At 72.6% G+C, this 24,110-nt stretch carries 22 protein-coding genes; 12 read left to right on the top strand and 10 right to left on the bottom strand.

Annotated features, from left to right (window positions below):
• Positions 1 to 172 precede the first annotated feature (172 nt).
• From J5Y05_RS00585 to J5Y05_RS00605, 5 genes are all read left to right on the top strand, one after another.
• Positions 173 to 841 (top strand): ABC transporter ATP-binding protein, encoded by a 669-nt coding sequence (locus tag J5Y05_RS00585; RefSeq protein WP_210867730.1) that lies wholly within the window; start codon positions 173 to 175, stop codon positions 839 to 841.
• Between the two features lie 184 nt (positions 842 to 1,025).
• Positions 1,026 to 3,680 carry an ATP-binding protein gene (locus tag J5Y05_RS00590; protein ID WP_210867731.1) on the top strand — a complete coding sequence of 885 codons (2,655 nt, stop codon included), beginning with the start codon at positions 1,026 to 1,028 and terminating at the stop codon, positions 3,678 to 3,680.
• On the top strand, positions 3,677 to 4,393 hold the full coding sequence (locus J5Y05_RS00595; protein ID WP_210867732.1) for a response regulator: 717 nt from the start codon (positions 3,677 to 3,679) through the stop codon (positions 4,391 to 4,393). The genes J5Y05_RS00590 and J5Y05_RS00595 overlap by 4 nt, the downstream gene beginning before the upstream one ends.
• Positions 4,394 to 4,454: 61 nt before the next feature.
• Positions 4,455 to 4,853, top strand: coding sequence for an OB-fold nucleic acid binding domain-containing protein (locus tag J5Y05_RS00600; protein WP_210867733.1), 399 nt, complete (start codon positions 4,455 to 4,457; stop codon positions 4,851 to 4,853).
• A 3-nt stretch (positions 4,854 to 4,856) separates the two neighbouring features.
• The gene (locus J5Y05_RS00605; RefSeq protein ID WP_210867734.1) at positions 4,857 to 5,741 is read left to right on the top strand and encodes a DUF3159 domain-containing protein; all 885 of its coding nucleotides are present in this window, start codon (positions 4,857 to 4,859) and stop codon (positions 5,739 to 5,741) included.
• A 151-nt stretch (positions 5,742 to 5,892) separates the two neighbouring features.
• On the opposite strand, the gene J5Y05_RS00610 is transcribed toward J5Y05_RS00605, so the two are convergent.
• Together J5Y05_RS00610 and J5Y05_RS00615 are read right to left on the bottom strand one after the other, a co-directional pair.
• Positions 5,893 to 6,564, bottom strand: a complete 672-nt coding sequence (locus J5Y05_RS00610; RefSeq protein ID WP_210867735.1) for a potassium channel family protein — start codon at positions 6,562 to 6,564, stop codon at positions 5,893 to 5,895.
• A complete protein-coding gene (locus tag J5Y05_RS00615) occupies positions 6,564 to 7,235 on the bottom strand; it encodes a potassium channel family protein (RefSeq protein WP_210867736.1) in 672 nt (223 codons plus the stop codon). The genes J5Y05_RS00610 and J5Y05_RS00615 overlap by 1 nt, the downstream gene beginning before the upstream one ends.
• Positions 7,236 to 7,948: 713 nt before the next feature.
• Between J5Y05_RS00615 and J5Y05_RS00620 the strand changes: the two genes are divergently transcribed.
• The 5 genes from J5Y05_RS00620 to J5Y05_RS00645 all read left to right on the top strand — a co-directional run bounded on the left by J5Y05_RS00620 (position 7,949) and on the right by J5Y05_RS00645 (position 13,647).
• On the top strand, positions 7,949 to 10,015 hold the full coding sequence (locus J5Y05_RS00620) for an APC family permease (protein ID WP_210867737.1): 2,067 nt from the start codon (positions 7,949 to 7,951) through the stop codon (positions 10,013 to 10,015).
• A gap of 283 nt (positions 10,016 to 10,298) precedes the next feature.
• On the top strand, positions 10,299 to 11,642 hold the full coding sequence (locus J5Y05_RS00625) for a class I SAM-dependent RNA methyltransferase (protein ID WP_210867738.1): 1,344 nt from the start codon (positions 10,299 to 10,301) through the stop codon (positions 11,640 to 11,642).
• 292 nt (positions 11,643 to 11,934) lie between these two features.
• Positions 11,935 to 12,129 (top strand): ribbon-helix-helix protein, CopG family, encoded by a 195-nt coding sequence (locus J5Y05_RS00630; protein WP_037672007.1) that lies wholly within the window; start codon positions 11,935 to 11,937, stop codon positions 12,127 to 12,129.
• A complete protein-coding gene (locus J5Y05_RS00635) occupies positions 12,126 to 12,518 on the top strand; it encodes a type II toxin-antitoxin system death-on-curing family toxin (RefSeq protein WP_210867739.1) in 393 nt (130 codons plus the stop codon). The genes J5Y05_RS00630 and J5Y05_RS00635 overlap by 4 nt, the downstream gene beginning before the upstream one ends.
• Before the next feature lie 706 nt (positions 12,519 to 13,224).
• Positions 13,225 to 13,647 carry a hypothetical protein gene (locus J5Y05_RS00645; RefSeq protein WP_247613982.1) on the top strand — a complete coding sequence of 141 codons (423 nt, stop codon included), beginning with the start codon at positions 13,225 to 13,227 and terminating at the stop codon, positions 13,645 to 13,647.
• Here the strand turns inward: J5Y05_RS00645 and J5Y05_RS00650 are convergent.
• The 8 genes from J5Y05_RS00650 to J5Y05_RS00685 form a co-directional block, all read right to left on the bottom strand.
• Positions 13,590 to 13,859 carry a hypothetical protein gene (locus J5Y05_RS00650; RefSeq protein ID WP_210867740.1) on the bottom strand — a complete coding sequence of 90 codons (270 nt, stop codon included), beginning with the start codon at positions 13,857 to 13,859 and terminating at the stop codon, positions 13,590 to 13,592. The genes J5Y05_RS00645 and J5Y05_RS00650 overlap by 58 nt on opposite strands.
• 169 nt (positions 13,860 to 14,028) lie before the next feature.
• Entirely contained in the window at positions 14,029 to 14,322 is a 294-nt protein-coding gene (locus J5Y05_RS00655) for an antibiotic biosynthesis monooxygenase family protein (RefSeq protein ID WP_210867741.1), read from the bottom strand.
• Complete coding sequence (locus tag J5Y05_RS00660) at positions 14,319 to 15,911, bottom strand: class I adenylate-forming enzyme family protein (RefSeq protein ID WP_307853619.1); 1,593 nt, start codon at positions 15,909 to 15,911, stop codon at positions 14,319 to 14,321. Before J5Y05_RS00660 ends, J5Y05_RS00655 begins: the two co-directional genes overlap by 4 nt.
• A complete protein-coding gene (locus J5Y05_RS00665; protein WP_210867742.1) occupies positions 15,895 to 16,851 on the bottom strand; it encodes an aromatase/cyclase in 957 nt (318 codons plus the stop codon). The genes J5Y05_RS00660 and J5Y05_RS00665 overlap by 17 nt, the downstream gene beginning before the upstream one ends.
• Before the next feature lie 61 nt (positions 16,852 to 16,912).
• On the bottom strand, positions 16,913 to 17,680 hold the full coding sequence (locus J5Y05_RS00670; RefSeq protein WP_247613983.1) for an SDR family NAD(P)-dependent oxidoreductase: 768 nt from the start codon (positions 17,678 to 17,680) through the stop codon (positions 16,913 to 16,915).
• The gene (locus J5Y05_RS00675) at positions 17,677 to 19,500 is read right to left on the bottom strand and encodes an FAD-dependent oxidoreductase (RefSeq protein ID WP_307853621.1); all 1,824 of its coding nucleotides are present in this window, start codon (positions 19,498 to 19,500) and stop codon (positions 17,677 to 17,679) included. The genes J5Y05_RS00670 and J5Y05_RS00675 overlap by 4 nt, the downstream gene beginning before the upstream one ends.
• Positions 19,501 to 19,510: 10 nt before the next feature.
• Positions 19,511 to 20,101, bottom strand: coding sequence for a dTDP-4-dehydrorhamnose 3,5-epimerase family protein (locus J5Y05_RS00680; protein WP_210867743.1), 591 nt, complete (start codon positions 20,099 to 20,101; stop codon positions 19,511 to 19,513).
• Entirely contained in the window at positions 20,089 to 21,396 is a 1,308-nt protein-coding gene (locus J5Y05_RS00685) for a nucleotide disphospho-sugar-binding domain-containing protein (RefSeq protein WP_372450446.1), read from the bottom strand. Before J5Y05_RS00685 ends, J5Y05_RS00680 begins: the two co-directional genes overlap by 13 nt.
• 197 nt (positions 21,397 to 21,593) lie before the next feature.
• On the opposite strand from J5Y05_RS00685, the gene J5Y05_RS00690 reads away from it, so the two are divergent.
• Positions 21,594 to 22,769: a nucleotide disphospho-sugar-binding domain-containing protein gene (locus J5Y05_RS00690; RefSeq protein WP_247613984.1), complete on the top strand. Its 1,176-nt coding sequence runs from the start codon at positions 21,594 to 21,596 to the stop codon at positions 22,767 to 22,769.
• A 45-nt stretch (positions 22,770 to 22,814) separates the two neighbouring features.
• Positions 22,815 to 24,107: an acyltransferase family protein gene (locus J5Y05_RS00695; protein ID WP_210867746.1), complete on the top strand. Its 1,293-nt coding sequence runs from the start codon at positions 22,815 to 22,817 to the stop codon at positions 24,105 to 24,107.
• Positions 24,108 to 24,110 lie beyond the last annotated feature (3 nt).

Below are 24,110 nucleotides of genomic sequence, written 5' to 3' on the forward strand. Positions count from 1 at the left end.
GGCGCGGCCCCGGCGCGGTTCCGGGGGCGGTTCCGGGGGAGTGAGGGCGTCGGACCGGGCCGGGTCCCGTGTCCGGGGCGGGCAGGCGTTGAACCCCCGGGTCCGCGCTGGCCATACTGGCGCCCGGACACGGCGGGGGAGGATCACGAGCGGCCAGGTCGCCACCGGGACCATGGTGCGCGTCGAGGACGTGCACAAGACGTACGGCCGTGGGGACGCCGCGGTACGCGCCCTGCGCGGCGTCTCCTTCGAGGTGCCTCGCGGCGAGCTGGTCGCCCTCAAGGGACGCTCCGACTCCGGCAAGACCACCCTGCTCGACATCGTCGGCGGCCTGGACACCCCGGACGCCGGACGGGTCGAGGTGGACGGCGGCGACCTCGCGGGACTCGACGAGGACGGGCTCCTCGCCCTGCGCCGGGACCGGGTCGGCTTCGTCTTCCAGTCCTTCGGGCTCCTCCCGGTCCTCACCGCCGCCGCGAACGTCGGCGTGCCGATGCGCCTGCGCCGCACCCCGCCCCGGGAGCGCGAGCAGCGCGTCGCCCTGCTGCTCTCCCTCGTCGGCCTCGCCGACCACGCCGCCCAGCGGCCCGGCGAGCTGTCCGGCGGGCAGCAGCAGCGCGTCGCCGTCGCCCGCGCCCTCGCCAACGAGCCCGCGCTGCTCATCGCCGACGAGCCCACCGGGCAACTCGACGCGGAGACCGGCCGGGCCGTGATGGAGCTGCTGCGGGCCGTCGTCCGCAGCGAGGGCCTCACCGCCCTCGTCGCCACCCACGACGCCACCCTGCTCGGCCTCGCCGACCGGGTCCTGGAGCTGCGGGACGGGCGGATCGTCGCGGAGTGAGGGCCCCGGCCCGGCGGCCCGCCCGCCGGAGCTGCGCCGGGTCCGCGTGCCGGGGGTCCTCTTCCGCGTCAGGGGCGCGTCAAGGGAAACCACGCGCGCGGCCGGGCCCCCACCGGGTTCGTCATGATGTCCCGTGGTGGGGCCGGCGCTGCGCGTCAGGCGCCGACCGGAAGACAATGGGGCCATGGGACGCGGCAAGCTACGGATCTACCTCGGCGCGGCGCCGGGCGTCGGCAAGACCTACGCCATGCTGGCCGAGGCGCACCGCCGGGTCGAGCGCGGCACCGACTGCGTCGTCGCGTACGTCGAGCACTACGGCCGCCCCCGCACCGAGGTCCTGCTCCACGGGCTGGAGCACGTGCGGCGCCGCGAGCTGGAGTACCGCGGCACGGCGTTCACCGAGATGGACCTCGACGCGGTCCTCGCCCGCCACCCCAGGGTCGCCCTCGTCGACGAGCTGGCCCACACCAACGTCCCCGGCACCCGCAACGGCAAGCGCTGGCAGGACGTGGAGGAACTCCTCGCCGCCGGCATCGACGTGATCTCCACCGTCAACATCCAGCACCTGGAGTCCCTCGGGGACGTCGTGGAGTCGATCACGGGGGTGCGCCAGCAGGAGACGGTGCCGGACGAGGTGGTCCGCCGCGCCGACCAGATCGAACTGGTCGACATGTCGCCGCAGGCCCTGCGCCGCCGCATGGCGCACGGCAACATCTACCAGCCGGACAAGGTCGACGCCGCCCTCTCCAACTACTTCCGCCCCGGCAACCTCACCGCCCTGCGCGAACTGGCCCTGCTGTGGGTCGCGGACCGCGTCGACGAGTACCTCCAGCAGTACCGCAGCGAGCACCGCGTCTCCAGGATCTGGGGCTCGCGCGAGCGGATCGTGGTCGGGCTGACCGGCGGACCCGAGGGCCGCACGCTGATCCGCCGGGCCGCGCGCCTCGCCGAGAAGGGGGCCGGCGGCGAGGTGCTGGCCGTCTACATCGCCCGCAGCGACGGGCTGACCTCCGCCTCCCCGAAGGAACTCGCGGTCCAGCGGACCCTGGTCGAGGACCTCGGCGGCACCTTCCACCACGTGCTCGGCGACGACATCCCCGTCGCCCTGCTGGACTTCGCCCGCGGGGTCAACGCCACCCAGATCGTGCTGGGCTCCTCGCGCCGCAAGTCCTGGCAGTACATCTTCGGCCCCGGGGTCGGCGCCACCGTCGCCCGCGAGTCCGGACCCGACCTCGACGTCCACATCGTCACCCACGAGGAGGCCGCCAAGGGCCGCGGGCTGCCCGTCGCCCGGGGTGCCCGGCTCGGCCGCTCCCGGATCGTGTGGGGCTGGGTCGCCGGCCTCGCCGGCCCGCTCGCGCTGACCCCGCTGCTGACCACCGTCCAGCTCGGCCTCGCCAACGACGTCCTCTTCTACCTGGCGCTGACCGTCGCCGCGGCCCTGCTCGGCGGGCTCTTCCCGGCGCTGGCCTCGGCCGCGGTCGGCTCCCTGCTGCTCAACTGGTTCTTCACGCCCCCGGTCAACCGCATCACCATCGCCGACCCGCGCAACTTCCTCGCCCTGGCGATATTCGTCGGCGTCGCCCTCTCCGTCGCCTCGGTCGTCGACCTCGCCGCCCGCCGCACCCACCAGGCGGCCCGGCTGCGCGCCGAGTCGGAGATCCTCTCCTTCCTGGCGGGCAACGTCCTGCGCGGCGAGACCAGCCTGGAGGCCCTGCTCGAACGGGTCCGGGAGACCTTCGGCATGGAGTCGGCCGCCCTGCTGGAGCGGGCCGGCGACCTGGAGCCCTGGACCTGCGCCGGCCGCGCCGGACTCGGACTGCCGGTGGAACGCCCCGAAGACGCTGATGTGGACATGCCTGTCGGGGACCATATGGCGCTCGCGCTGACCGGCCGGGTGCTGCCCGCCGAGGACCGCCGGGTGCTCGCCGCCTTCGCCGCCCAGGCCGCCGTCGTCCTGGACCGGCGCAGGCTGCGCGAGGAGGCCGACCGGGCCCGCGCCCTCGCCGAGGGCAACCGCATCCGCACGGCCCTGCTGGCCGCCGTCAGCCACGACCTGCGTACGCCGCTGGCCGGGATCAAGGCCGCGGTCACCGGACTGCGCTCCGACGACGTCGCCTGGTCCGAGGAGGACCGCGCCGAACTGCTGGAGGGCATCGAGAACGGCGCCGACCGCCTCGACCACCTCGTCGGCAACCTGCTGGACATGTCCCGGCTCCAGACCGGCACCGTCACCCCCCTGATCCGCGAGATCGACGTGGACGAGGTGGTGCCGATGGCGCTCGGCGGCGTCCCCGAGAGCAGTGTCGACCTGGACATCCCCGAGACGCTGCCCATGGTCGCCGTCGACGCCGGGCTGCTGGAGCGGGCCATGGCCAACCTGGTGGAGAACGCCGTCAAGTACAGCCCCGACGGCAGCCACGTCGTGGTCGCCGCCAGCGCCCTCGCCGACCGCGTCGAGGTGCGCGTCGTCGACCGGGGGCCGGGTGTGCCGGACGACGCCAAGGACCGTATCTTCGAGCCGTTCCAGCGCTACGGGGACGCCCCCCGAGGCTCCGGCGTGGGGCTCGGCCTGGCCGTCGCCCGGGGCTTCACCGAGGCCATGGGCGGCACCCTGAACGCCGAGGACACCCCGGGCGGCGGCCTCACCATGGTCCTCACCCTCCGCGCGGCCGGCGCCGCCCCGCCCCCGGGCCCCGGCCCCGGGGCCGGACCCGGCACCCCGGCCGGCACCGGCACCGGCACCGGTACAGGTACGGGTACGGGCCGGGGTGCCGGTGCCCCCGGCCCGGTGGCCCGGCCCGCGCGCCCCGTGACAGCAGAAAGGCAGGTCCCATGAGCCCGACCGGGGGGAACCCCCAGGCCCAGGCCCTCACGAGGGTCCTGGTGGTCGACGACGAGCCGCAGATCGTGCGCGCCCTGGTGATCAACCTCAAGGCACGCCACTACGAGGTCGACGCCGCCCACGACGGCGCCACCGCCCTGCGCCTCGCCGCCGCCCGGCACCCCGACGTGGTCGTGCTCGACCTCGGCCTGCCCGACATGGACGGCGTCGAGGTGATCAAGGGCCTGCGCGGCTGGAGCCGGGTGCCGATCCTGGTGCTCTCCGCCCGGCACTCCTCCGACGAGAAGGTGCAGGCCCTGGACGCCGGCGCCGACGACTACGTCACCAAGCCCTTCGGCATGGACGAGCTGCTGGCCCGGCTGCGGGCCGCCGTCCGCCGCGCCGAACCGGTGCCGGGCGGCGACGAGGTCCTCGTGGAGACCGCCGGCTTCACCGTCGACCTCGCCGCCAAGAAGGTCCACCGCGCCGGCAAGGACATACGCCTGACCCCCACCGAGTGGCACCTGCTGGAGGTCCTGGTGCGCAACAGCGGCCGGCTGGTCAGCCAGAAGCAGCTCCTGCGCGAGGTGTGGGGCCCGTCGTACGGGACCGAGACCAACTACCTGCGGGTCTATATGGCACAACTGCGCCGCAAGCTGGAGGCCGACCCCGCGCACCCGCGCCACTTCATCACCGAACCGGGCATGGGCTACCGCTTCGAACGGTGAGCCGGACCACCCGCCCCCGGGGGAATGCGTGTCCGTCACCGCGCCCCGGTACGCTTCACTCATGAGTGCTGTTCCCCGTTCCGGCAAGGCGGCGGGCCGGCTGCGGCGCATGCTCGACCGGCTCTCCTCGTCGATGGAGGATCTGGAGTCCGAGGAGCTGCGGGAGGACACCGAGACCACCGGCTGCATAGCCATCGAGGACTGCCAGGACCGGCAGATCGTCACGGTAACTGGTACGTTGCGCACGGTCACCCTGCGACCGCGCGCGGGCGTCCCGGCCCTGGAGGCCGAGCTGTTCGACGGCACCGCCGCTCTGGACGTGGTGTGGCTGGGCCGGCGTTCCATACTCGGCGTCGAACCAGGGCGCAAGCTCATCGCATCGGGCCGGATCTCCATGAGCCACGGCCGCCGGGTGCTCTTCAACCCGAAATACGAACTGAGACCCCTCGGACGGGAGTAGCCGGTGACGTCGCTCGACAAGCCGACCGACCAGACATCTGCGGACGAGGCACGGGCGGTGACGGAGGCTGCCCTGTTCGACGCGTTCGGCGGCGTGCGGGGCATGGTCGAGACGGTGCTGCCGGGCCTCCTCTTCGTCACCAGCTTCACGATCAACAACAACCTGCGCCTGTCGGCCATGGCCGCGCTGGGCGTCTCGCTGGTGCTGCTCGTGGTCCGCCTCGCCCGCAAGGACACCGTCAAGCACGCCTTCAGCGGGGTCTTCGGCGTCGGCTTCGGCGTGGTCTTCGCGATGATGACCGACAACGCCAAGAACTTCTATCTGCCCGGCATGCTCTACACGCTGGGGCTGGCGCTGGCGTACATCATCACGTCGCTGGCCGGGGTGCCGCTCCTCGGCCTGATCCTCGGACCGGTGTTCAAGGAGAACCTCTCCTGGCGCACCCGCAACCCGGGCCGCAAGAAGGCGTACGCCAAGGCGAGCTACGCGTGGGGGCTGATCCTCCTCGCCAAGTGCGCGATCCTCTTCCCGCTCTACTGGTGGGCGGACACCACCCAGTTCGGCTGGGTCCTGGTCGCCCTCAAGATCCCGCCCTTCCTGCTCGCCGTCTGGCTGACCTGGGTCTTCCTGGCGAAGGCGCCGGCGCCCATCGACGTGTTCGCGGAGATGGAGGCGGCGGAGCGGGCCGAACGGGAACGGACCGCGGAGCGGGCCGCCGAGCGCGCCGCCGAGCAGGGGCGGGCGGATGGCGAGTGGGCGGGGCACCTCCCGGCGGACGGCCTGCCCGGCGAGGCGATGGCCCCCGTCGCCGACTCCGCGCCGCACGGGTCCGCGGCCGGTGACCGCGGTGCCGCGGACGGCCGGGGCGGACGGCACCGCCGGGGCTGAGCGTCGGCACGGCCCGCCGGTCGCACCGCCCGGCACGGCGTGGGTCTCCACACGTAGGGGGCGCCCGGAGATCCCTCCGAGCGCCCCCTATGTCGTACCGTCCGCGGCGGCCGTACCGGACGTCACGCCCGCCGCGCCGGCCCGCCTCGCCTCAGCGCAGCGTCCGCCGCGCCGACAGCAGGTCCTCCAACTGCTCCTCCCGGGCCTGCGCCGCCACGAACAGCAGCTCGTCGCCTGCCTCCAGGGAGTCCTCGTGGGACGGGGTCAGCACGCGGTTGCCCCGGATGATGGTGACCAGGGAGGTGTCCTCCGGCCACTGGACGTCCCCGACCCGGGTGCCGGCCAGCGCCGACTCCTCCGGCAGGGTCAGCTCGACCAGGTTGGCGTCGCCGTGGCTGAAGCGCAGCAGCCGGACCAGGTCGCCGACGCTCACCGCCTCCTCGACCAGGGCCGACATCAGCCGCGGGGTGGAGACGGCGACGTCCACGCCCCACGACTCGTTGAACAGCCACTCGTTCTTCGGGTTGTTCACCCGGGCGACGACGCGCGGGACGCCGTACTCCGTCTTGGCCAGCAGGGCGACGACGAGGTTGACCTTGTCGTCGCCCGTCGCCGCGATGACGACGTTGCAGCGCTGGAGCGCCGCCTCGTCCAGCGAGGTGATCTCGCACGCGTCGGCGAGCAGCCACTCCGCCATCGGGACGCGCTCGACCGAGATGGCCGTCGGCGCCTTGTCGATGAGCAGGATCTCGTGCCCGTTCTCCAGCAGCTCGCCCGCGATCGAACGGCCGACCGCTCCGGCTCCGGCAATGGCGACCCTCATCAGTGACCGGCCTCCTCGTCGGGACCCTGGGCGAACGCCGCCTCGACCTTGTCGACCTCGTCGGTGCGCATCATCACGTGCACCAGGTCGCCCTCCTGCAACACCGTCTGCGAGCTGGGCAGGATCGCCTCACCCAGCCGGGTGAGGAAGGCGACCCGCACACCGGTCTCCTCCTGGAGCCGGCTGATCTTGTGGCCGACCCAGGACGGGGAGGTGTGCACCTCGGCGAGCTGCACCCCGCCGGTGGGGTCGCGCCACAGCGGCTCCGCCCCCGAGGGGAGCAGCCGGCGCAGCATCTGGTCGGCCGTCCAGCGGACGGTGGCCACGGTGGGGATGCCGAGCCGCTGGTAGACCTCGGCACGGCGGGGGTCGTAGATCCGGGCGGCGACGTTCTCCACGGCGAACATCTCGCGGGCCACCCGGGCCGCGATGATGTTCGAGTTGTCGCCGCTGGAGACGGCGGCGAAGGCGCCCGCGTCCTCGATGCCCGCCTCGCGCAGGGTGTCCTGGTCGAAGCCGACGCCGGTGACCCTGCGCCCGCCGAAGGCCGAGCCCAGACGGCGGAAGGCGGTGGGGTCCTGGTCGATCACGGCGACCGTGTGGCCCTGCCCCTCCAGGGTCTGGGCGAGAGCGGAGCCCACACGCCCGCAGCCCATGATGACAATATGCATCGCCTCACACCGCGCTTTCCACGGGCCTGCTGACCTCTGTTGACGTCGTGCTCATGTCTCTCTTTCGGCTCGCCTGGCGACACGTCGCGGCCAGAGTGCGGGGCCGCAGGGGACATCATGCCGGTGGGTACCCGGGGTGCCGCCGCTCGGGGGCCCGGCAAGCCGGGTTCCCCCGCCCCGGCCCAACGTACCCGCCGTGCCGCGCGGTGCTCCGGGTCGTTTCGTACGGGCCGGCGCGCGGTGGCCCGGGTCCTCTCGTACGGGCCGGCGCGCAGTGGCCCCGGGTCGTCCCGTACGGGCCGCCGGCGCAGGCCGCGGCTCACCCCCCGGCGGACGACCGGCGGCCGATGCTGCGCACGCTGGCGAGGGTCAGCAGCGCGAGGCCGGCCAGTGCGGCGGCCCCGCCGATCAGCTCTGCGGTGAGATGCATGGGGACTCCTGCGGGCTGGGAGGGCTGGGGGGCGGGGAGAGCCGGGAGAGTGGGGAGAGTGGGGTGCGCGAGGGCTCCCCGGGCGGGGGAGAGGGTGGCCTGTATGACGGTCTCGGGTGGCCGGCGGACCGTGTTCGTCATATAGGCATGGGAACCCGCGCCCCGGCGATTCCGCAGCCGCGGCGATGCCCGATTTCACCCGGAGAGCCCCGGAGAGCGGACGGCGTCAAGATCTGGGGTGGCGGGTGGGATGCCCCCGGTCCGAGGGCTACGATGTTCAGTTGTGTCCAAACTGACCGACGTGCCCAAGCGGATTCTCATCGGGCGCGCATTGCGCAGTGACCGGCTCGGCGAAACGCTCCTGCCGAAGCGGATCGCCCTCCCCGTCTTCGCCTCCGACCCGCTGTCCTCCGTGGCCTACGCGCCCGGTGAGGTCCTGCTGGTCCTGTCCATCGCGGGAGTGTCCGCCTACCACTTCAGCCCCTGGATCGCGGCGGCGGTCGTCGTGCTGATGTTCACCGTGGTCGCCTCCTACCGGCAGAACGTGCACGCCTACCCGAGCGGCGGCGGCGACTACGAGGTGGCCAACACCAACCTGGGCCCCAAGGCCGGCCTGACCGTCGCGAGCGCCCTGCTCGTCGACTACATCCTGACCGTCGCCGTCTCGATCTCCTCCGGCATCGAGAACCTCGGCTCCGCGGTCCCCTTCGTCGTCGAGAACAAGGTCCTCTGCGCCGTCGCCGTGATCGTGCTGCTGACGCTGATGAACCTGCGCGGCGTCAGGGAGTCGGGCACCCTCTTCGCCATCCCCACGTACGTCTTCGTGACCGGCGTCTTCATCATGATCGCCTGGGGCGCCTTCCGGGGCCTGGTCCTCGACCACAGCATGCGCGCCCCGACCGCCGACCTGGAGATCAAGGCCGAGCACCAGGGGCTGGCCGGCTTCGCGCTGGTCTTCCTGCTGCTGCGCGCCTTCTCCTCCGGCTGCGCCGCGCTCACCGGCGTCGAGGCCATCTCCAACGGCGTCCCCGCCTTCCGCCGGCCCAAGTCCAGGAACGCCGCGAACACCCTCGCCCTGATGGGCCTGCTCGCGGTCACCATGTTCTGCGGCATCATCGCGCTGGCCGCCACGACCAAGGTCCGCATGGCCGAGGCGCCCGCCACCGACCTCCTCCACAACGGCGTGCCGGTGGGGCCCGGTTACGTACAGGACCCGGTGATCTCACAGGTCGCCGAGGCGGTGTTCGGCCGGGGCAGCTTCCTCTTCGTCGTCCTGGCCGCGGCCACCGCCCTGGTGCTCTTCCTCGCCGCGAACACCGCGTACAACGGCTTCCCGCTGCTCGGCGCGATCCTCGCCCAGGACCGCTACCTGCCCCGCCAGCTCCACACCCGCGGCGACCGCCTCGCCTACTCCAACGGCATCGTGCTGCTGGCCGGCGCGGCGGCCCTGCTCGTGGTCGTCTACGGGGCCAGCTCCACGCGCCTGATCCAGCTCTACATCGTCGGCGTCTTCGTCTCCTTCACACTCAGCCAGATCGGCATGGTCCGGCACTGGAACCGGCACCTGGCGACCGAACGGGACCCCGCCACTCGCCGCCACATGATCCGCTCGCGCACCATCAACACCTTCGGCGCCTTCTTCACCGGGGTGGTGCTCGTCGTCGTCCTGGCCACCAAGTTCAGCCACGGTGCCTGGGTCGCCCTGCTCGGCATGTGCATCTTCTTCGCGACCATGTCGGCGATCCGCCGCCACTACGACCGGGTCGCCGAGGAGATCGCCGCCCCCGAGGCCCCGGACGAGACCTCCGGCGACGACATGGGCCGGCCCTCCCGGGTCCACTCCGTCGTCCTCGTCTCCAAGATCCACCGGCCCGCGCTGCGCGCCCTCGCCTACGCCAAACTGCTGCGCTCCGACAGCCTGGAGGCGCTGAGCGTCAACGTCGACCCGCAGGAGACCAGGGAACTGCGCGAGGAGTGGGAGCGGCGGAACATCGACGTCCCGCTGAAGGTCCTGGACTCGCCCTACCGCGAGATCACCCGCCCGGTGATCGAGTACGTCAAGAACCTCCGCCGCGAGTCCCCGCGCGACGCCGTCTCCGTGATCATCCCCGAGTACGTGGTCGGCCACTGGTACGAGCACCTCCTGCACAACCAGAGCGCGCTCAGGCTCAAGGGCCGGCTGCTCTTCACCCCCGGCGTCATGGTCACGTCGGTGCCCTACCAGCTCCAGTCCTCGGAGGCGGCCCGGCTGCGCGCCCGCCGCCGCCAGGAGTGGGCGGCCCCGGGCGCCGTCCGCCGCGGCCCGGCGAGGCCCGGCCCGACGAAAGAGTCGCAACCGCCGCCGAAGTAGACGACGGCGGGACGGGTGAGGCGCGGGGGTGGCGGAGGCGGACCGGGGCGCGGGCGTCGGGGTGCGGACGGGGCGCGGGGGCCGGGGCGCGGGCATGAAGTCCGGACGGGGCGCGGGCGTCGGGGGCGGGGCATGGGGTCCGGACGGGGCGCGGGCGCCGTACGAGTCCACCGGTGACCGGGGGAGTCGCCCGTCCGGGCGAGGGACCGGGACCCCCGCGGCCGACGTAGACTGGTCGGCTGTTGTCCGCCCATCCCTCTCGTCGTACTGGAGTCACCCCGCCATGCAGGCAGAACCGAAGAATCCGCAGGCGGGAACGTCCCTGGTGGGAGAGGAGTACGAGGTCGAGATCGGCCCCGTCGCCCACGGCGGCCACTGCGTCGCCCGGACCGCCGAGGGCCAGGTCCTCTTCGTCCGGCACGCGCTGCCCGGCGAACGGGTCGTGGCCCGCGTCACCGACGGCGAGGAGGGCGCGCGCTTCCTGCGGGCGGACGCGGTACGGATCATCGACGCCTCCAAGGACCGGGTCGAGGCGCCCTGCCCCTTCGCGGGCCCCGGCCGTTGCGGCGGCTGCGACTGGCAGCACGCGAAGCCGGGCGCGCAGCGCCGACTGAAGGGCGAGGTCATCGCCGAGCAGTTGCAGCGGCTCGCGGGCCTCACCCCCGAGGAGGCCGGCTGGGACGGCACGGTGATGCCGGCCGAGGGCGACAAGCTGCCCGCCGGGGAGGTCCCCGCGTGGCGCACGCGGGTGCAGTACGCCGTGGACGAGGCGGGCCGCGCGGGCCTGCGCCGGCACCGCTCGCACGAGGTGGAGCCGGTCGACCACTGCATGATCGCCGCCGAGGGCGTCAGCGAGCTGGGCATCGAGCGGCGGGACTGGACGGGCATGGCGTCCGTCGAGGCCATCGCGGCGACGGGCTCGCAGGACCGGCAGGTCATCCTCACCCCGCGGCCGGGCGCGCGGCTGCCCCTCGTCGAACTCGACCGGCCGGTGTCGGTGATGCGGGTCGGCGAGAAGGACGGCGGCGTCCACCGGGTCCACGGCCGCCCCTTCGTGCGGGAACGCGCCGACGGCCGCACCTACCGGGTGGGCAACGGCGGTTTCTGGCAGGTCCACCCGAGGGCCGCGGACACCCTCGTCACCGCGGTCATGCAGGGCCTGCTGCCCCGCAAGGGCGACACGGCCCTCGACCTGTACTGCGGCGTCGGCCTCTTCGCGGGCGCCCTGGCCGACCGCGTCGGCGACCAGGGGGCGGTACTGGGCATCGAGTCCGGCAAGCGCGCCGTCGAGGACGCGCGGCACAACCTCGCCGCCTTCGACCGGGTCCGCGTCGAACAGGGCAAGGTCGAGTCCGTCCTGCCCCGCACCGGCATCACGCAGGCCGACCTCATCGTCCTCGACCCCCCGCGGGCCGGCGCCGGCCGCAAGACGGTGGAGCACCTCACGTCCCTCGGCGCCCGCCGCATCGCCTACGTCGCCTGCGACCCGGCCGCCCTCGCCCGCGACCTCGCCTACTTCCGGACCGGCGGCTACCACCCCCGCACCCTGAGAGCCTTCGACCTCTTCCCGATGACCCACCACGTGGAGTGCGTGGCGATCCTCGAACCGGCCGGCAAGGGATCCTGACCTGCGCTTTTGTTGTCCGGGTGGGTTGCTCGACCTGTTTCCCTCCGTGCAGCGGTTCGAGCGGGCGGATCGATCTCTATAACTCGCTGACCTGCGGATTCGTGAGCGAGGTGCTTGCACGGGCGACGCCTTGAGCGGGGCGTTCGGAGATTCTTGACGCTCGGATGACGCTCGCAGCGGGGGACTTTGCTGCACCTCCTCAGGCGCTGCGAGCCGCTATCTTGGGCCCCACGTTTTCAGGGGACGCGGCTCGACCGCGCCAGTCATGATACCGGTCAGGTATCATGACTGTATGGCGATGACACTTCGACTCCCCGACGACCTGGACGCGAAGCTCACCGAGCGGGCTCGTCGGGAGGGCCGCAGCAAGCAGGAACTCGCCATCGAGGCCATCCGTGACGCCCAGAACCGGGCCGAACTGAAGGTCGATGACGTTCTGGCCGAGCTGATGGACAGCGATGCGGAGATCCTGGACTACCTGAAGTGACGGACGTGCGCTATCTCCAGATCGACGAGATCCTGGCCATCGCCCGCACGGTCAACGGTACCGAGCACAGTGTGCGTGACATGGGTCTTCTGGTTTCGGCGATCGAGCGACCCCGGACGAACGTGTTCGGAGCCGAGTTGTATTCCACGCTGCACGAGAAGGCTGCGGCACTGCTGCACTCCGTCGCCCGCAATCACGCGCTGATCGACGGCAACAAGCGCACCGCCTGGCTCGCCATGCGTGTCTTCCTGCGGTTCAACGGCGTCAGCGCCAGTGCCGTCCCGCCGCCCGTCTCCGTGGCCGGCCCGTTCGTCGAGGGCGTCGCACAGGACAACATCGATGTACCGGCCATCGCCAAGCGCCTCTCGACCTGGTTCCCCGTTTCCTGACGTTCGACGAGGTGAAGGCGCATCATGTGGAGTGCGTAGCGATCCTGGAGCTTGCTGCAAAGGGGTCCTGACCTGCGGTTTTCGTGGGTTGCTCGGGAGTGGCCGGGCGTGCTCGGGCTTGTCTTCTGATGTGCGCGAAGTGGAGCATGCCGCGTGCCGAACCAATGCCCCTGACCTGCGGTTCCGATCCGTGACGGGAAGGCGGGCGAGTGTTGCCACCGGTCTTCGCAGGATCCGCGCAAGGCGGCCCTGACGCTCATGTGACGTTCGCTTTGACAGGGCGTCAGCTTATGCGTGAGGTCGGCATGCGGTCCGTGCGTCGAGTTGCACGGAGCGCGGCAATGAGCGCCCACATCAGGAAGGTGACCTGCAGTCCGGTGTCGACGGGGGTGGTGGAGTGCGGCGGTACGAGCAGCCCACGCACCGGGCTGTGCCTGTTGCGCGTCGTGGACCTGGCCAAGGGTGACTACGACTGCCAGCGGGCGGCCGTTGCCGTCCACGGGGTGGTGGATCTTTCTCGTCAGGCTGCCACGGGATCGGCCTATTGCGTGGCCGGCCGGCTCGCCCCTGCTGGTAGGAGCTTCACTGCTGCGGCAGGTGGCGGGGCTGGTGTACCTCTCCGGCCGGGCCGTGTTCGTGGCGTTAACGCTCCGGTTCGACGGTATTCGTGAATGTCGCGGCCGAACTCGGGGACGACTCGGGTCGGTTGACGGGAGTCGTCTGGCCCGGCGACTTCTTCCCCGGCCTGATGCTGGAGCTGCGCCGACTCCGGGGCGACACAGTGATCCGCCTCGCTACGACGTGGCTGAAGGAACGCGTGCAGGCCGGTGACCGTGAGACGGGGCACTGCTACGACCTTCGTGTGCTCACCAGGGAGGACGTGCCGGGCAGCAGCCGCCACGGTGACAGCGCGGTCGGGCTGGGGCCCCGGCACCTGGTGATGCGCACCGTGCGCCGTCGCGGTCTGCTCACCCTGGACGGTCATGCCCTGATGGACCGGTCGGCCCTGCCGAGCGCGGTCTATGGGCGCCGACCCGCCCGGTCGCAGGCCGCCGCCCTGGACTCGGCCGTCTACGTCTCGCACTCCTCGCGCAACTCGGTGTCGCTCAGCCGCACCTCCAGGCCGTGATAGCGGGCGTGGTACGCCAGCACATTGGCGATCACGTCGTAGCGGTGGTCGAGGCTCAGCGTGTCCTCGAAGGCCGCCGGGATGCCGTCCCGGAGCGCGGCGTCCGACTCCACGATCTCGATGTCGGTCACCTCCACCTCGTGAGGGGGTACCCCGGCGCCGAGCCGCGTCCGCTTGCGATGCATCAGCCCGACCAGCCGGTGCCCGAACATCTGCAGCGGGAACGGCTGGTACGAGCACTAGCCGAGGTGCGTGGCGATTCTGGAGCCTGCGGCCATGGGCGCGTGAGCGGGATTCTCCGGTTCGCCGCGCGGTTCTCCGCGGTGAACCGCGCGGTGGCCCCGGACCGCCGGGGCCGGGACCACCGCGTCGTATCCGCCGCTACACCCGTTCGTCCTCCTCCACGATCTCGAAGAGGTCCGGCTCCGGGGTGGCGAGGCCGCCGAGGCCCTTGACCCTCTGCTGGAAGGCGTCCGCCTGCATCGCCTTGCGGTGCGAGGCGGCGTCCGTCCACTGCGCGGTCTCGACGAACACGCGCGGGTCGCGCACGGAGCGGTAGAGGCGGTGGCCGAGGAAGCCGGGCTGGCTGCTCATGTGGGCGGTGATGTCCTTCAGTATCCCTTCGAACGTGGGGACGTCGCCGTGGACGGTGAGCCGGTTGATGACGGTGATCACTGGAGTCCTCCAAGGGGGGCGAGGGCGCCGACGCGTTCGCGGAGCGTGCGGCGGAGAATCTTTCCGTTGGGTGAGCGCGGGACGGCGTCCACGGAGTCGATGTACCTCAGGTGCTGGTAGTACGGCAGCCGTTGGTTGACGTAGGCGGTGATGTCGGCGAGTTCCCTGGACTCCGGGTGCGTCCTGCCCTCCGTGTCCGAGGCGAGGACGACGAAGGCATGGGCCACGGCGCCGCGGTAGGGGTCGGGGTGATCGACGACGGCGCAGTCACGGACGGCCGGGTGCCGGATCAGGGTCCGCTCGATCTCGGTCGGTGAGACCACCCAGTTCTCGCACTTGAAGACGTCCTTGAGCCGGTCCGTCAGGAAGAGGTTCCCGGCCGGGTCCTGGTGGCCGATGTCTCCGGTCGAGAACCAGCCGTCGGCGTCGACCGCCGGCGCGGCGGAACTGAGGTAGCCCCGCATCACCTGCGGTCCGCGGACCTGCACCTCGCCCGGCCGGCCGGCCTCGACCGGAGCGCCGGTGCCGATGTCGACCAGTCGGCACTCCGTACCGGGAACGACCGCGCCCACCGAGCCCGGCACGGGCCGGGAAGGACGCTGGCAGTGGGTGAGCGGGGACGTCTCGGCCAGGCCGTACCCCTGCACGACCGGGATGCCGAAGTGGTCGGCCAGCGTACGGGCCGGGACGGGCAGCAGGGCAGAGCCGCCCGAGAAGACCGCGCCGACCGTACGCAGCCGTAGGTCCGGCAGGCGGGAGTCGGCCGCGAGGTGCGCCAGCCGTACGGGGAGGCTGTAGAAATGCGTGGCCGCCTGCCGGTTGGCCGTCTCCACCGCGAGCGCCGCGTCGGGGTCCGGGGCCAGCACCTGGGTCGCGCCTGCCCACACCGCCGAGTTGAGGTGCATCGGGTGGAAGAGCGGCAGGTGGTTGAGCGTGACGGAGGTGCTGTCCAGCCCGTGGACGGCGGCGATCTGACCGGCGTTGACGACGAGGTTGCGGTGGGTGAGCCGGACGGCCTTGGGGTCGCCGGTGGTGCCGCTGGTGAACTGGATGCAGGCCACCGCTTCCGGGTCCGGGGCCGCCCCCGCCCAAGCTCCTCCGCCTCGGACGACCTCCTGCGGCGACAGCACCGTGACCGGGCCCGGCAGGCCTGCGCGGATCGCCTCCACCCGTTCGGCCGTCTCCGGTGGGGCCACCACGACGGACACCGAGGCGGTGGTGAGCACGTGGGTCAGGGCCTCCCCGCGGAGGAAGGGGTTGATGATCGCGACCACCAGACCCGCCCGCACCGTGCCGTAGTAGGCGACGGCGAAGGACGGCGTCAGGGAGGACACGACGCCCACCGCGGCGCCGGGGCGACCCGCCGCCCGGGCGATCACCGCCGCCCCGCCGTCCACCAGCGCGTCGAGCTCGGCGTAGGTGATCGCCTGGTCGGGTGTGTGCAGGGCGGTGCGCTCGGGCACGGCGGCGGCCGCCCGCCGCAGCAGCCCGTCCAGCGGTACGTCGGGAACGTGACTGAGCGCGGTGGGGTCGTCCGGCACCCGGCCGAACACGGGCCGTCCGCCCTGGGGTTCAGGCGGCGTCGGCACGGGCGCGCTCCTCGGCGAACTGCTGGGCGTAGCGGAGGGTCTGGAGACTGTTGGTGCTCAGCACGCGCCGCAGGTACTTCCGGGCGTCGGCGACCGTCGTGCCCTCGCCCAGCAGGGAGAGGGCGGACGGCTTGATGGTCGCGGTGTGCCGGGCGTGGGCGACCACGCCCTCCGGTGTCTCGACGAACACCCAGTGGCCCGTGTGCGCGTCGAGGAGGGCCGGCAGACCGATCTGCTTGTAGACGATCTTGTGCTGGGGGAGGCAGATCCGTACGGAGCGGGTCGTGTGCTCCCGGCCGTCCGGCGTGTGCGTGTGCATGTCGAAGAACTGGACGCCCGGGGTGTCCTCCGTGAGGTTCAGCTTGGTCACGTGCGGGACGCGGTCGGGCCACTTGTCGGCGGCGTACAGGAACTCGTAGACGTCCTCCAGACGTCCGGCGATGAAGAGCGGGTCCTCGAAGGAGATCACCCGGGGCTCCAGCTCCTCCCACGCCTCGGCGGTCCGCCGCAGCGACTCCAGCTGGCCCGGGGTGCGGCCATCGAGCTCGGCGCCGATCGCGTGCACGGCGTCGTCCGGCGCGTCGTCGCGCAGGGCGAACTCATGGGTGACGACGACTTCCGTCGTGCCGGGCGCCGTGGTCTCGAACGTCCACGTGGCGCGCATGGACGCGAGCGGCGCTTCGGGCTCCACCTGGTCCAGGGCGATGCGTCGGCCGGACTCCAGTCGCCGCCAGGCGTCCCAGGTGTGGACGGAGGAGGGGCCGGTCACCGCCCAGCGCCGCACCAGTTCGGCGCCGTCGTCGCGGCGCTCGAGGATCTCGGCGTGCACGGCAGGGGCGAAGTGCTGCGGCCAGGCGTCGAGGTCGGCGATCAGGGTGTGGCAGCGCTCGGCGGGCGCCTTCACCGTGGTGGTGTGCCGGACGACATGGGTGCGGGACATGTGGTTCCTCTCGTCGGTGGTGGGAATCGTGGGGCGAGGTGAGCATTCGGGAGGGGAGGGTCTAGCGGCCGCCGGAGACGTCCAGGACCGCGCCGGTGATGTTGTCGTTCGCCGCGGAGCACAGGAAGGCGATGGCGCGGGCGACGTCCTCGGGCGAGCTGAGCCGACGGGTGGGGGTCCGGGTCAATTCCCTCTCGCGCACCGGGGCCGGCAGGTCGGCCAGGACCCCGGCGGTACGGGTCAGTCCGGGGCTGACGACGTTGACCAGGACCCCGTCCGGACCGGCGTCCCAGGCCAGGCTGCGGGCGAAGCCGTGCAGGGCCGCCTTGGCCGCCCCGTAGATCTCCTGGCCGGGGGCGCCGTCCCGGGCGATGTGCGAGGACACCAGGGCGATCCGGCCCCACTTTCTGGCGCGCATGCCGGGCAGCACCAACTGGACGGTGTGCAGGGTCTGCTCCAGGTTGTCGCGGAGCAGGGCGCTCCACTCCTTGGCGGGTACGTCCTCCAGATGCAGGCCGGGAGCGCGCCGGGAGCCGCGCCGTACCGCGTTGGCGACGACGACGTCCACCCCGCCCCAGCGCCGCTCGACGACGTCGACGGCGGCCTCGACCGCGGCGGGATCCCCCAGGTCGTACGGGACGGCCATGGCGCGGTCGGCTGCGGCGCCGAGTTCGCCGGCCAGCTGTTGGGCCCCCGCCGCGTCGCTGCGGTAGGTGACCGCCACCCGGGCGCCCTCGGCGGCGAAGGCGCGTGCGGTGGCGAGCCCGATACCGGAGGAGGCGCCCGTGACGAGGACGGTCCTGCCGTCGAGGCCGAGATCCACGGTCATCCCCCCTGGACGCGTCGCCGCCCCCGGAGAGCGTCGAGGGCCGGTTCGAGCGCGTCCCGGGTCAGGCGGTCACCACGCGCGCAGACGTACCCGTCCGGCCTGACGAGCAGCCAGCCTCCGGGGCCGAGCCCGAGGTGGGCACGCAGCAGCCCGTCCCGGTCGTGCAGAGCCCTCGGTGCCGAGCCGGAGGTGTCGTCGAGGGAGGTCACGGGCAGCGGGTCGGCGTGCTCCCGGCGGGCGGACCGGGCGGTGGGCTCCGCGGTCACCGTGTGCGGGGTGCAGGCCGGCAGCCAGTCCCCCGGGCCGAGCCCGAGCCGGCCGGCCGGCGACCCGTCCCCCCGGGCCGGTGCCGGCGGATTCGCCCCCGGGCCGGAGACATCGTCGTCCAGGGTGCGTACGGACAGCCAGTCGGCGTGTTTGCCGTACGCCTCGCGCGCGGTGTCCCGAGCGGCGGGGTCCCGGCCCGCCACGAGGAGGGTGCCGCGCGGGTCGCGCAGTTCGTTGAGCAGTGCGGACCACGCCTCCGTTCGCGCCTGCTCCTCGGTCACCTGGCACAGCCGGGTGCCCGAGCGCGGGCCGGGGGCGTCGGCGGGCCGGGAGTCGGGCCGGGTCAGCGGACCGTCGGGGTAGGCCACGGCCAGGGCCGACATCGTGCCGATGATCTTCCGCTCGATCCGGCCGCGCACCGCGGCGAACCGGCGGACCACCGCGAAGACGACGGGCAGCGCCACACCGGCCGCGGAGTTCTTCAGCTGGACGAGGAACGTTGCCTTGCGCGTCGAGCCGAGCAGGGCGCGGCCGATGGGGACGCGCTCGGCCGAGTAGCTGTCCAGCAGGGTCTCGTCGGCGTGGCCGTGTTCGACCATGGCGAGCTTCCAGCCGAGGTTGAAGGCGTCCTGGATACCCGTGTTGAGGCCCTGGCCGGATGCCGGGCTGTGCACGTGCGCCGCGTCGCCGGCCACCGTGCAGCGGCCGACGCGCATGGTGCCGATCATCCGCTGCTGGATGGTGAAGACCGACACCCAGCTCGGGGTGCGGACGGTGACGGGGCGTCGCAGGCCGTGCCGCAGCTTGCGGGCGAAGCGTTCGGCGACGGCGTCGGGGTCGCCGTCGTAGTCCGCGTCGGCGGTGTCGAGGAGCCGCCACTTCCCCTCTTCGGGGAACGGGATGACCATGACGGTGCCCGTGCCGACCTTCACCCAGTGGATGCTGTTCTGCGGCAGGTCGACGTCGACCTCCGCGTCGGCGATCAGCCAGGTCTCGGTGGAGTCGCCGACGAGCGGCAGGCCCAGCAGTTTGCGCACCGTGCTGTGGCCGCCGTCGCAGCCCACCAGCCGGCTGACGCTGAGGCGTTCCTCACCGGCCGGGGTGCGCAGCACGGCGTGGACGGCGTCGGCGTCCTGGGTGAAGCCGGTGAGCCGTACCCCCCACTCGACCCGCACCCCGAGGTCGGCGACCGCCTGCCGCAGGACGTCCTCGGTCGCGGCCTGGCCGATCATCAACGTCATGGGAAAGCGCGTCGGCTGGCGGGAGTAGTCGGGGCCGAGGCGGGCCAGGGTGCGGCCGTTGAGATGCATGGTGAACCGCTGGACGACCCGGCCTCGCGCCATCATCCGGTCGAGCAGTCCCGCCTGGTCGTACGTCTCCAGGGAGCGCGCGTGGGTCGCCATGGCCCTGCTGGTCTCGGCCGGGCCGTCGGCCGCGTCGATCAGCCGTACCCGGATCCCGCGGCGGGCCAGTTCGTGGGCGGTCATCAGGCCCACCGGGCCCGCGCCCGCCACCAGGACCGTGGGCGGGGTGTTGTTCTGCGAAGGTGTCACGTCGGTCTCCTCACGAGGTCGTGGGGCGCGTGGGCGGGAGGTCCGGGTAGCGCGGCAGAAGTCCCAGCCGTGCCGCCTCGCGCAGGGTCGGGGCGGCGCTGTCCCGTTCGGAGAGCGTCCGCCCGGCATCCGTCGGCCAGGGCAGGGCCAGATCAGGATCGAACGGATGTACGGTGTGTTCCAGTGAAGGCCGGTAGGGTGCGGAACACAGGTAGAGCACGGTCGCCCGGTCGCTGAGGGCGACGAAGGCGTGGCCGAGGCCCTCGGACAGCAGGACCGCCCGCCAGTGGTCCGGTCCGAGCCGGACCGCGTCCCATCGGCCGAAGGTGGGCGAGCCCTCCCGGACGTCCACCGTGAAGTCCAGCACCTCACCGGCCACGCAGGTCACGTACCGTGCCTGGCCGGGCGGGGTCCGGACGAAGTGCACCCCGCGGATCACGCCCTTGCGGGACACGGAGACCCCTGCCAGGGCCACGGGCATCGGCGCGCCCGCGGCGTCGGCGACCGTTTCGGGGCTGTACCACTCGGCGAACGTGCCGCGCTCGTCGTGGTGTGGGCGCAGGGTGAACTCCCAGGCCCCCGGCACGGCTAACGGGCGCATGCGGACTCCCGCGCGGCGAGCACCCGTTCGACGACGGCGGCTGCGGTGGCGGCGGGGGACGGCAGCTGGACGATGTCGTCGGCCACGGAGCGGGCGGCGGCGCGGTGGGAGGGGTCGTCGAGAAGGGATCGGCACGCGGCCTCGACGCGTTCCGCCGACGCCTCGGCCGGGTCGAGCCGGTGTCCGGAACCGGTGTCCGCCACCACTCGCGCATAGGCGGCGGTGTCCGACTGGGCTCCGGGCAGGACGAGTTGGGGCAGCCCGTGGACGAAAGCCGTCATCGTCGTGCCCGGCCCCCCGTGGTGTACGACGAGGTCGCAGGCGGGGAGCACCTGGTCGAGCGGGAGCCAGCCCGAGGCCAGCACGTGAGGGAGTGGTGGGGGACCCTGGGCGCCCGGGTCTCCAGGGCCCTCTGAGGTTCCAGGGCCCGGGACCGGCGGAGTTTCCGGAGTTGCCGGCGCCCCCGGGACGGCCGGGACCCCGTGAACCCCCGCCACCGGCGGACCGGCCGACGCGCCGGGCCGCAGGTGCTCCCCGTCCATGGCCAGCACCACCTCGACGCCCGCCGGCGCCAGCCCCCGCACCACCGCCTCCAGCAGTGGGCGGGCCCGGTTCGGCGGCAGGCTGCCGAGCGTCACACAGGCGCGCGGCCGGTCGCGGTGCGCGCGGGTCCAGTCCGGCACCGGCCCGGAGCCGTTGTGCGGCACGTACCGCATCGGCAGCACCGGGCACGGCGGCGCGAGGGCGTCGGCACCGCGTATCCGGGGCGGACAGACGTCCACGCGGAGCAGCGGGGCGGGCAGCCGGCGCAGGCCCGACGCGGCCAGCTCGGGCGCGAGTTCCTCCTGCGCGGCCTCCTGGTAGAGCGGCGAGGGCGGCAGGCCCCAGCCGTGCTCCACCCACGGCACACCGGTGGCCGCGGCCGCCAACCGGCCCGCGTACTCGGTCGGTTCGCTGACCACGAGGTCCGGCCGCCAGCGCTCGGCGAGGCGCAGGGTCCGTTCCAGGGTGCGCGCGGCCAGCCTGCCGAAACCGCGTCCGCTGCGGCGGACGCGCCGGTCGTCGTCGGCGGACCACGGCACGGGCGTGCCGTCTCGCCCGAAGCCGATCATCTGCCCCATCGTCACGCCCTCGCACGTCCCGGCGGCGGGAAGCCCCGCTTTCCGGACGACCGGTGTGCATTCCTCCGGAACAGCTACCAAAACCTCGTGACCGGCCACTCGTAATGCCCAGGAAAAAGGAACGAGTTGCAATATGTGGCCGTGCAGGGGAGCGCTGGTCAGCAGAATCCTCATGGGTCAGACCCTGCCACAGTCCGGGCCACCGGGAACAGGTCGACCGGCGTTCTTCCATTCAAGGTCGAGCCGTCCTCGACCGGGCCTCGTGCCGCCGCTGGGAGAAAGGGGTCCGGGCCTGCACGGCCCGCAATGCGGAGGGTCGGAAAATGCGCATACTGTTCACCACGTTTCCCTCGCCGTCCCACCATTTCCCGATGGTGCCCCTGGAATGGGCCGCGCGGGCGGCGGGCCATGAGGTGCGCGTCGCGAGCGCCCCCTCACTGGTCGACGCCATCACCGCCTCGGGGCTGCCGGCCGTACCCGTGGGCTCTGCCGTCGACCTGGGGCGCGCGGCCCGGCGTGACCAGGACCTGGCCTCCTGGCACGACCACGACCGATGGCCCGAGGGCTGGCCGGTACGGCCGCAGCTGCTGGACGAACGGCGGCTGGGCCTGCTGGAGGCGCTCGGGCAACGCCAGTTCGCCCTCGCCGCGAACATGCTCGACGACCTGGTCGCGTTCGCCCGCCACTGGCGGCCCGACCTGGTCGTGCACGACGCGGTGTCGTACGCGGGCCCGGTCGTCGCCTCGGTGCTGGGCGTGCCGAGCGTCAGCCATCTGTGGGGCAGTCCGGGTCTGCAGCGGCTGGAGATGAAAGGGCTCGGGGACGAGCCGCAGGACGGGTACGTACGGCTCTTCGAGCGGTTCGGGGCGCCGGTGCGGACCTGGCCGCACGCGTGGGTCGACCCGTGCCCGCCCCTGATGGGCTTCGGCGCGGCCGACGGCGTCCACCCCGTGCGGTACGTGCCCTACAACGGTCCCGGCAGCATGCCGGACCGGCTGCTCGACCCGCCGGAGCGGCCACGGGTCTGCGTGACCTGGGGCGCCACGACGGCCCGGCTGCTCGGGGCCGCGGCGGGCGACCTGCTGCGGCAGGCGGTCGAGGCGGTGGCGGAACTGCCCGTGGAGACCGTTCTGACCACCACCGCCGACCAGCGCGAACTCCTCGGCGAACTCCCTGCGTCGGTGCGCACGGAGGTGTCCGTACCGCTGCATCTGCTGCTGCCGACCTGCACGGCCGTGGTGCATCACGGCGGTGCGGGCACCACGCTGACCGCCGCCCGGTACGGCCTGCCCCAGTTCACCGTCACTCGCCGGCCCGAGCCGACGCTCAACGCCGAACGGCAGGCGGCCACCGGTGCCGGCATCCACCTGACGTACGGCGAACTCAGCCGCGCGGCGGGCCCGGTGAAGGAGATCCGGGAGCGGGTCGCCCGGCTGCTGGAAGACCCCTCCTACCGGGACGCGGCACTGCGGCTCGCCGAGGAGATGCGGCACCTGCCGACGCCCGCCGAGACCGTCCCCGTGCTGGAGGGACTCGCCGGGAGATGACCCTGCTCCGCCTCGCATCGGTCCGACCGACGGAAGAGAGTACAGATGAGTTTGAATGAAACCGGCGGCGACGGACGCGATTCCGTACGGCCGCAACACCTGGTGTCACTCACTGGACTGCGCGGAATTCTCGCCCTGATGGTGTTCGGTACGCATTTTTATCTCGCTTTCGTCATGGCGGGCGGAAAATTCGACTCCACCGCTTTCCAAGAAGCGTTCAGAATTCTCTTCTCGCGCGCGGGCGGGGTGGCGGTCTCCTGCTTCTTTCTGCTCAGTGGATTCGTGCTCACCTTCATAGCGCGGCCCGGCGACTCGGCCCGGTCCTTCTACCGGCGACGGGTCGCCAAGGTGTATCCCGTGCACCTGGTGACCCTGGCCGTTGCCTTCACCCTGGTGACCGTGCGGTACGGCATGCCCGGCGCGAAGGTCACGCTGGCCCATGTGTTCCTGGTGCAGAACTGGGTGCCCAGCCAGTGGTACTACCTGACCATGACGGGCCTCGACTGGTCACTGAGCTGCGAGGTGTTCTTCTACCTGTGCTTCCCGGCGCTGCTGTTCCTGCTGCGGCGGGCGCGCACCTGGATGCTCTACGCGCTGCCCGCGCTGGCCGTGGCGCTGGTCTTCGCCCTGCCGTACGTCGTCAGGCGCACTTTCACCCTCACGCATCCCGACCCCATGGAGATGGTGCCCACGGGCGACTACGGCGGGCCGATCGGCTATTGGTTCGCCTATGTCTTCCCGCCAATGCGCATGGCGGAGTTCGTCACCGGTATCTGCCTCGCCCTGCTGGTGCGCCGCGGCGCGTGGCGGGGGCCCGGGGTGGCGGTGAGCCTGGTGCTGTGCGCGCTCGGCTGGTGGGCGACGCTGAGTGCCCGCGGACACCTGCCGCTGGCCGCGACCATGGTGGTGCCGTTCGCGCTGCTCATCGCCGCGCTCGCCGGCGCCGATCTGCGGTCCGGATGGTCACCCCTGCGCTGGAAGCCGCTGGTGTGGTTCGGCGAGATCTCCCTGTCCTTCTACGTCAGTCATCTCCTGGTGCAGGAGGAGCTGTTCACCCGGCTGTGGAACGCGGGACAGAGCGCCGGGCTGCTGCCCGCGCCGCTGCCGGTGCTGTCGTGGTGGGTCGGACTGCTGTCGTTCGTCGCGCAGTTCTGCCTCGCACTCGGCGTCGCCTGGCTGCTGTACCGGCTGGTGGAACTGCCGCTGGTGCGCAGACTGCGGCCCAAGGACGTACCGGCCCTGCCGCTCACCGCGCCGCCACCGGCCGCAGGGACGCCTGGCACGCGGGCGGCGGAGGCCGCGCCGGCCGTCAAAGCTCCCGACACGGCGGGACGGTGACCG

It is taken from the genome of Streptomyces tagetis (genome assembly GCF_018069565.1).
In the GTDB taxonomy this organism is placed as follows: domain Bacteria; phylum Actinomycetota; class Actinomycetes; order Streptomycetales; family Streptomycetaceae; genus Streptomyces; species Streptomyces tagetis.

Bases quoted from the DNA above. Each gene is read 5' to 3' on its own strand.
- J5Y05_RS00585 (WP_210867730.1), top strand. From the start codon at position 173: ATGGTGCGCGTCGAGGACGTGCACAAGACGTACGGCCGTGGGGACGCC.
- J5Y05_RS00590 (WP_210867731.1), top strand. From the start codon at position 1,026: ATGGGACGCGGCAAGCTACGGATCTACCTCGGCGCGGCGCCGGGCGTC.
- J5Y05_RS00595 (WP_210867732.1), top strand. From the start codon at position 3,677: ATGAGCCCGACCGGGGGGAACCCCCAGGCCCAGGCCCTCACGAGGGTC.
- J5Y05_RS00600 (WP_210867733.1), top strand. From the start codon at position 4,455: ATGAGTGCTGTTCCCCGTTCCGGCAAGGCGGCGGGCCGGCTGCGGCGC.
- J5Y05_RS00610 (WP_210867735.1), bottom strand. From the start codon at position 6,564: ATGAGGGTCGCCATTGCCGGAGCCGGAGCGGTCGGCCGTTCGATCGCG.
- J5Y05_RS00615 (WP_210867736.1), bottom strand. From the start codon at position 7,235: ATGCATATTGTCATCATGGGCTGCGGGCGTGTGGGCTCCGCTCTCGCC.
- J5Y05_RS00625 (WP_210867738.1), top strand. From the start codon at position 10,299: ATGCAGGCAGAACCGAAGAATCCGCAGGCGGGAACGTCCCTGGTGGGA.
- J5Y05_RS00630 (WP_037672007.1), top strand. From the start codon at position 11,935: ATGGCGATGACACTTCGACTCCCCGACGACCTGGACGCGAAGCTCACC.
- J5Y05_RS00650 (WP_210867740.1), bottom strand. From the start codon at position 13,859: ATGTTCGGGCACCGGCTGGTCGGGCTGATGCATCGCAAGCGGACGCGG.
- J5Y05_RS00665 (WP_210867742.1), bottom strand. From the start codon at position 16,851: ATGTCCCGCACCCATGTCGTCCGGCACACCACCACGGTGAAGGCGCCC.
- J5Y05_RS00670 (WP_247613983.1), bottom strand. From the start codon at position 17,680: ATGACCGTGGATCTCGGCCTCGACGGCAGGACCGTCCTCGTCACGGGC.
- J5Y05_RS00680 (WP_210867743.1), bottom strand. From the start codon at position 20,101: ATGCGCCCGTTAGCCGTGCCGGGGGCCTGGGAGTTCACCCTGCGCCCA.
- J5Y05_RS00685 (WP_372450446.1), bottom strand. From the start codon at position 21,396: ATGAGGATTCTGCTGACCAGCGCTCCCCTGCACGGCCACATATTGCAA.
- J5Y05_RS00690 (WP_247613984.1), top strand. From the start codon at position 21,594: ATGGTGCCCCTGGAATGGGCCGCGCGGGCGGCGGGCCATGAGGTGCGC.
- J5Y05_RS00695 (WP_210867746.1), top strand. From the start codon at position 22,815: ATGAGTTTGAATGAAACCGGCGGCGACGGACGCGATTCCGTACGGCCG.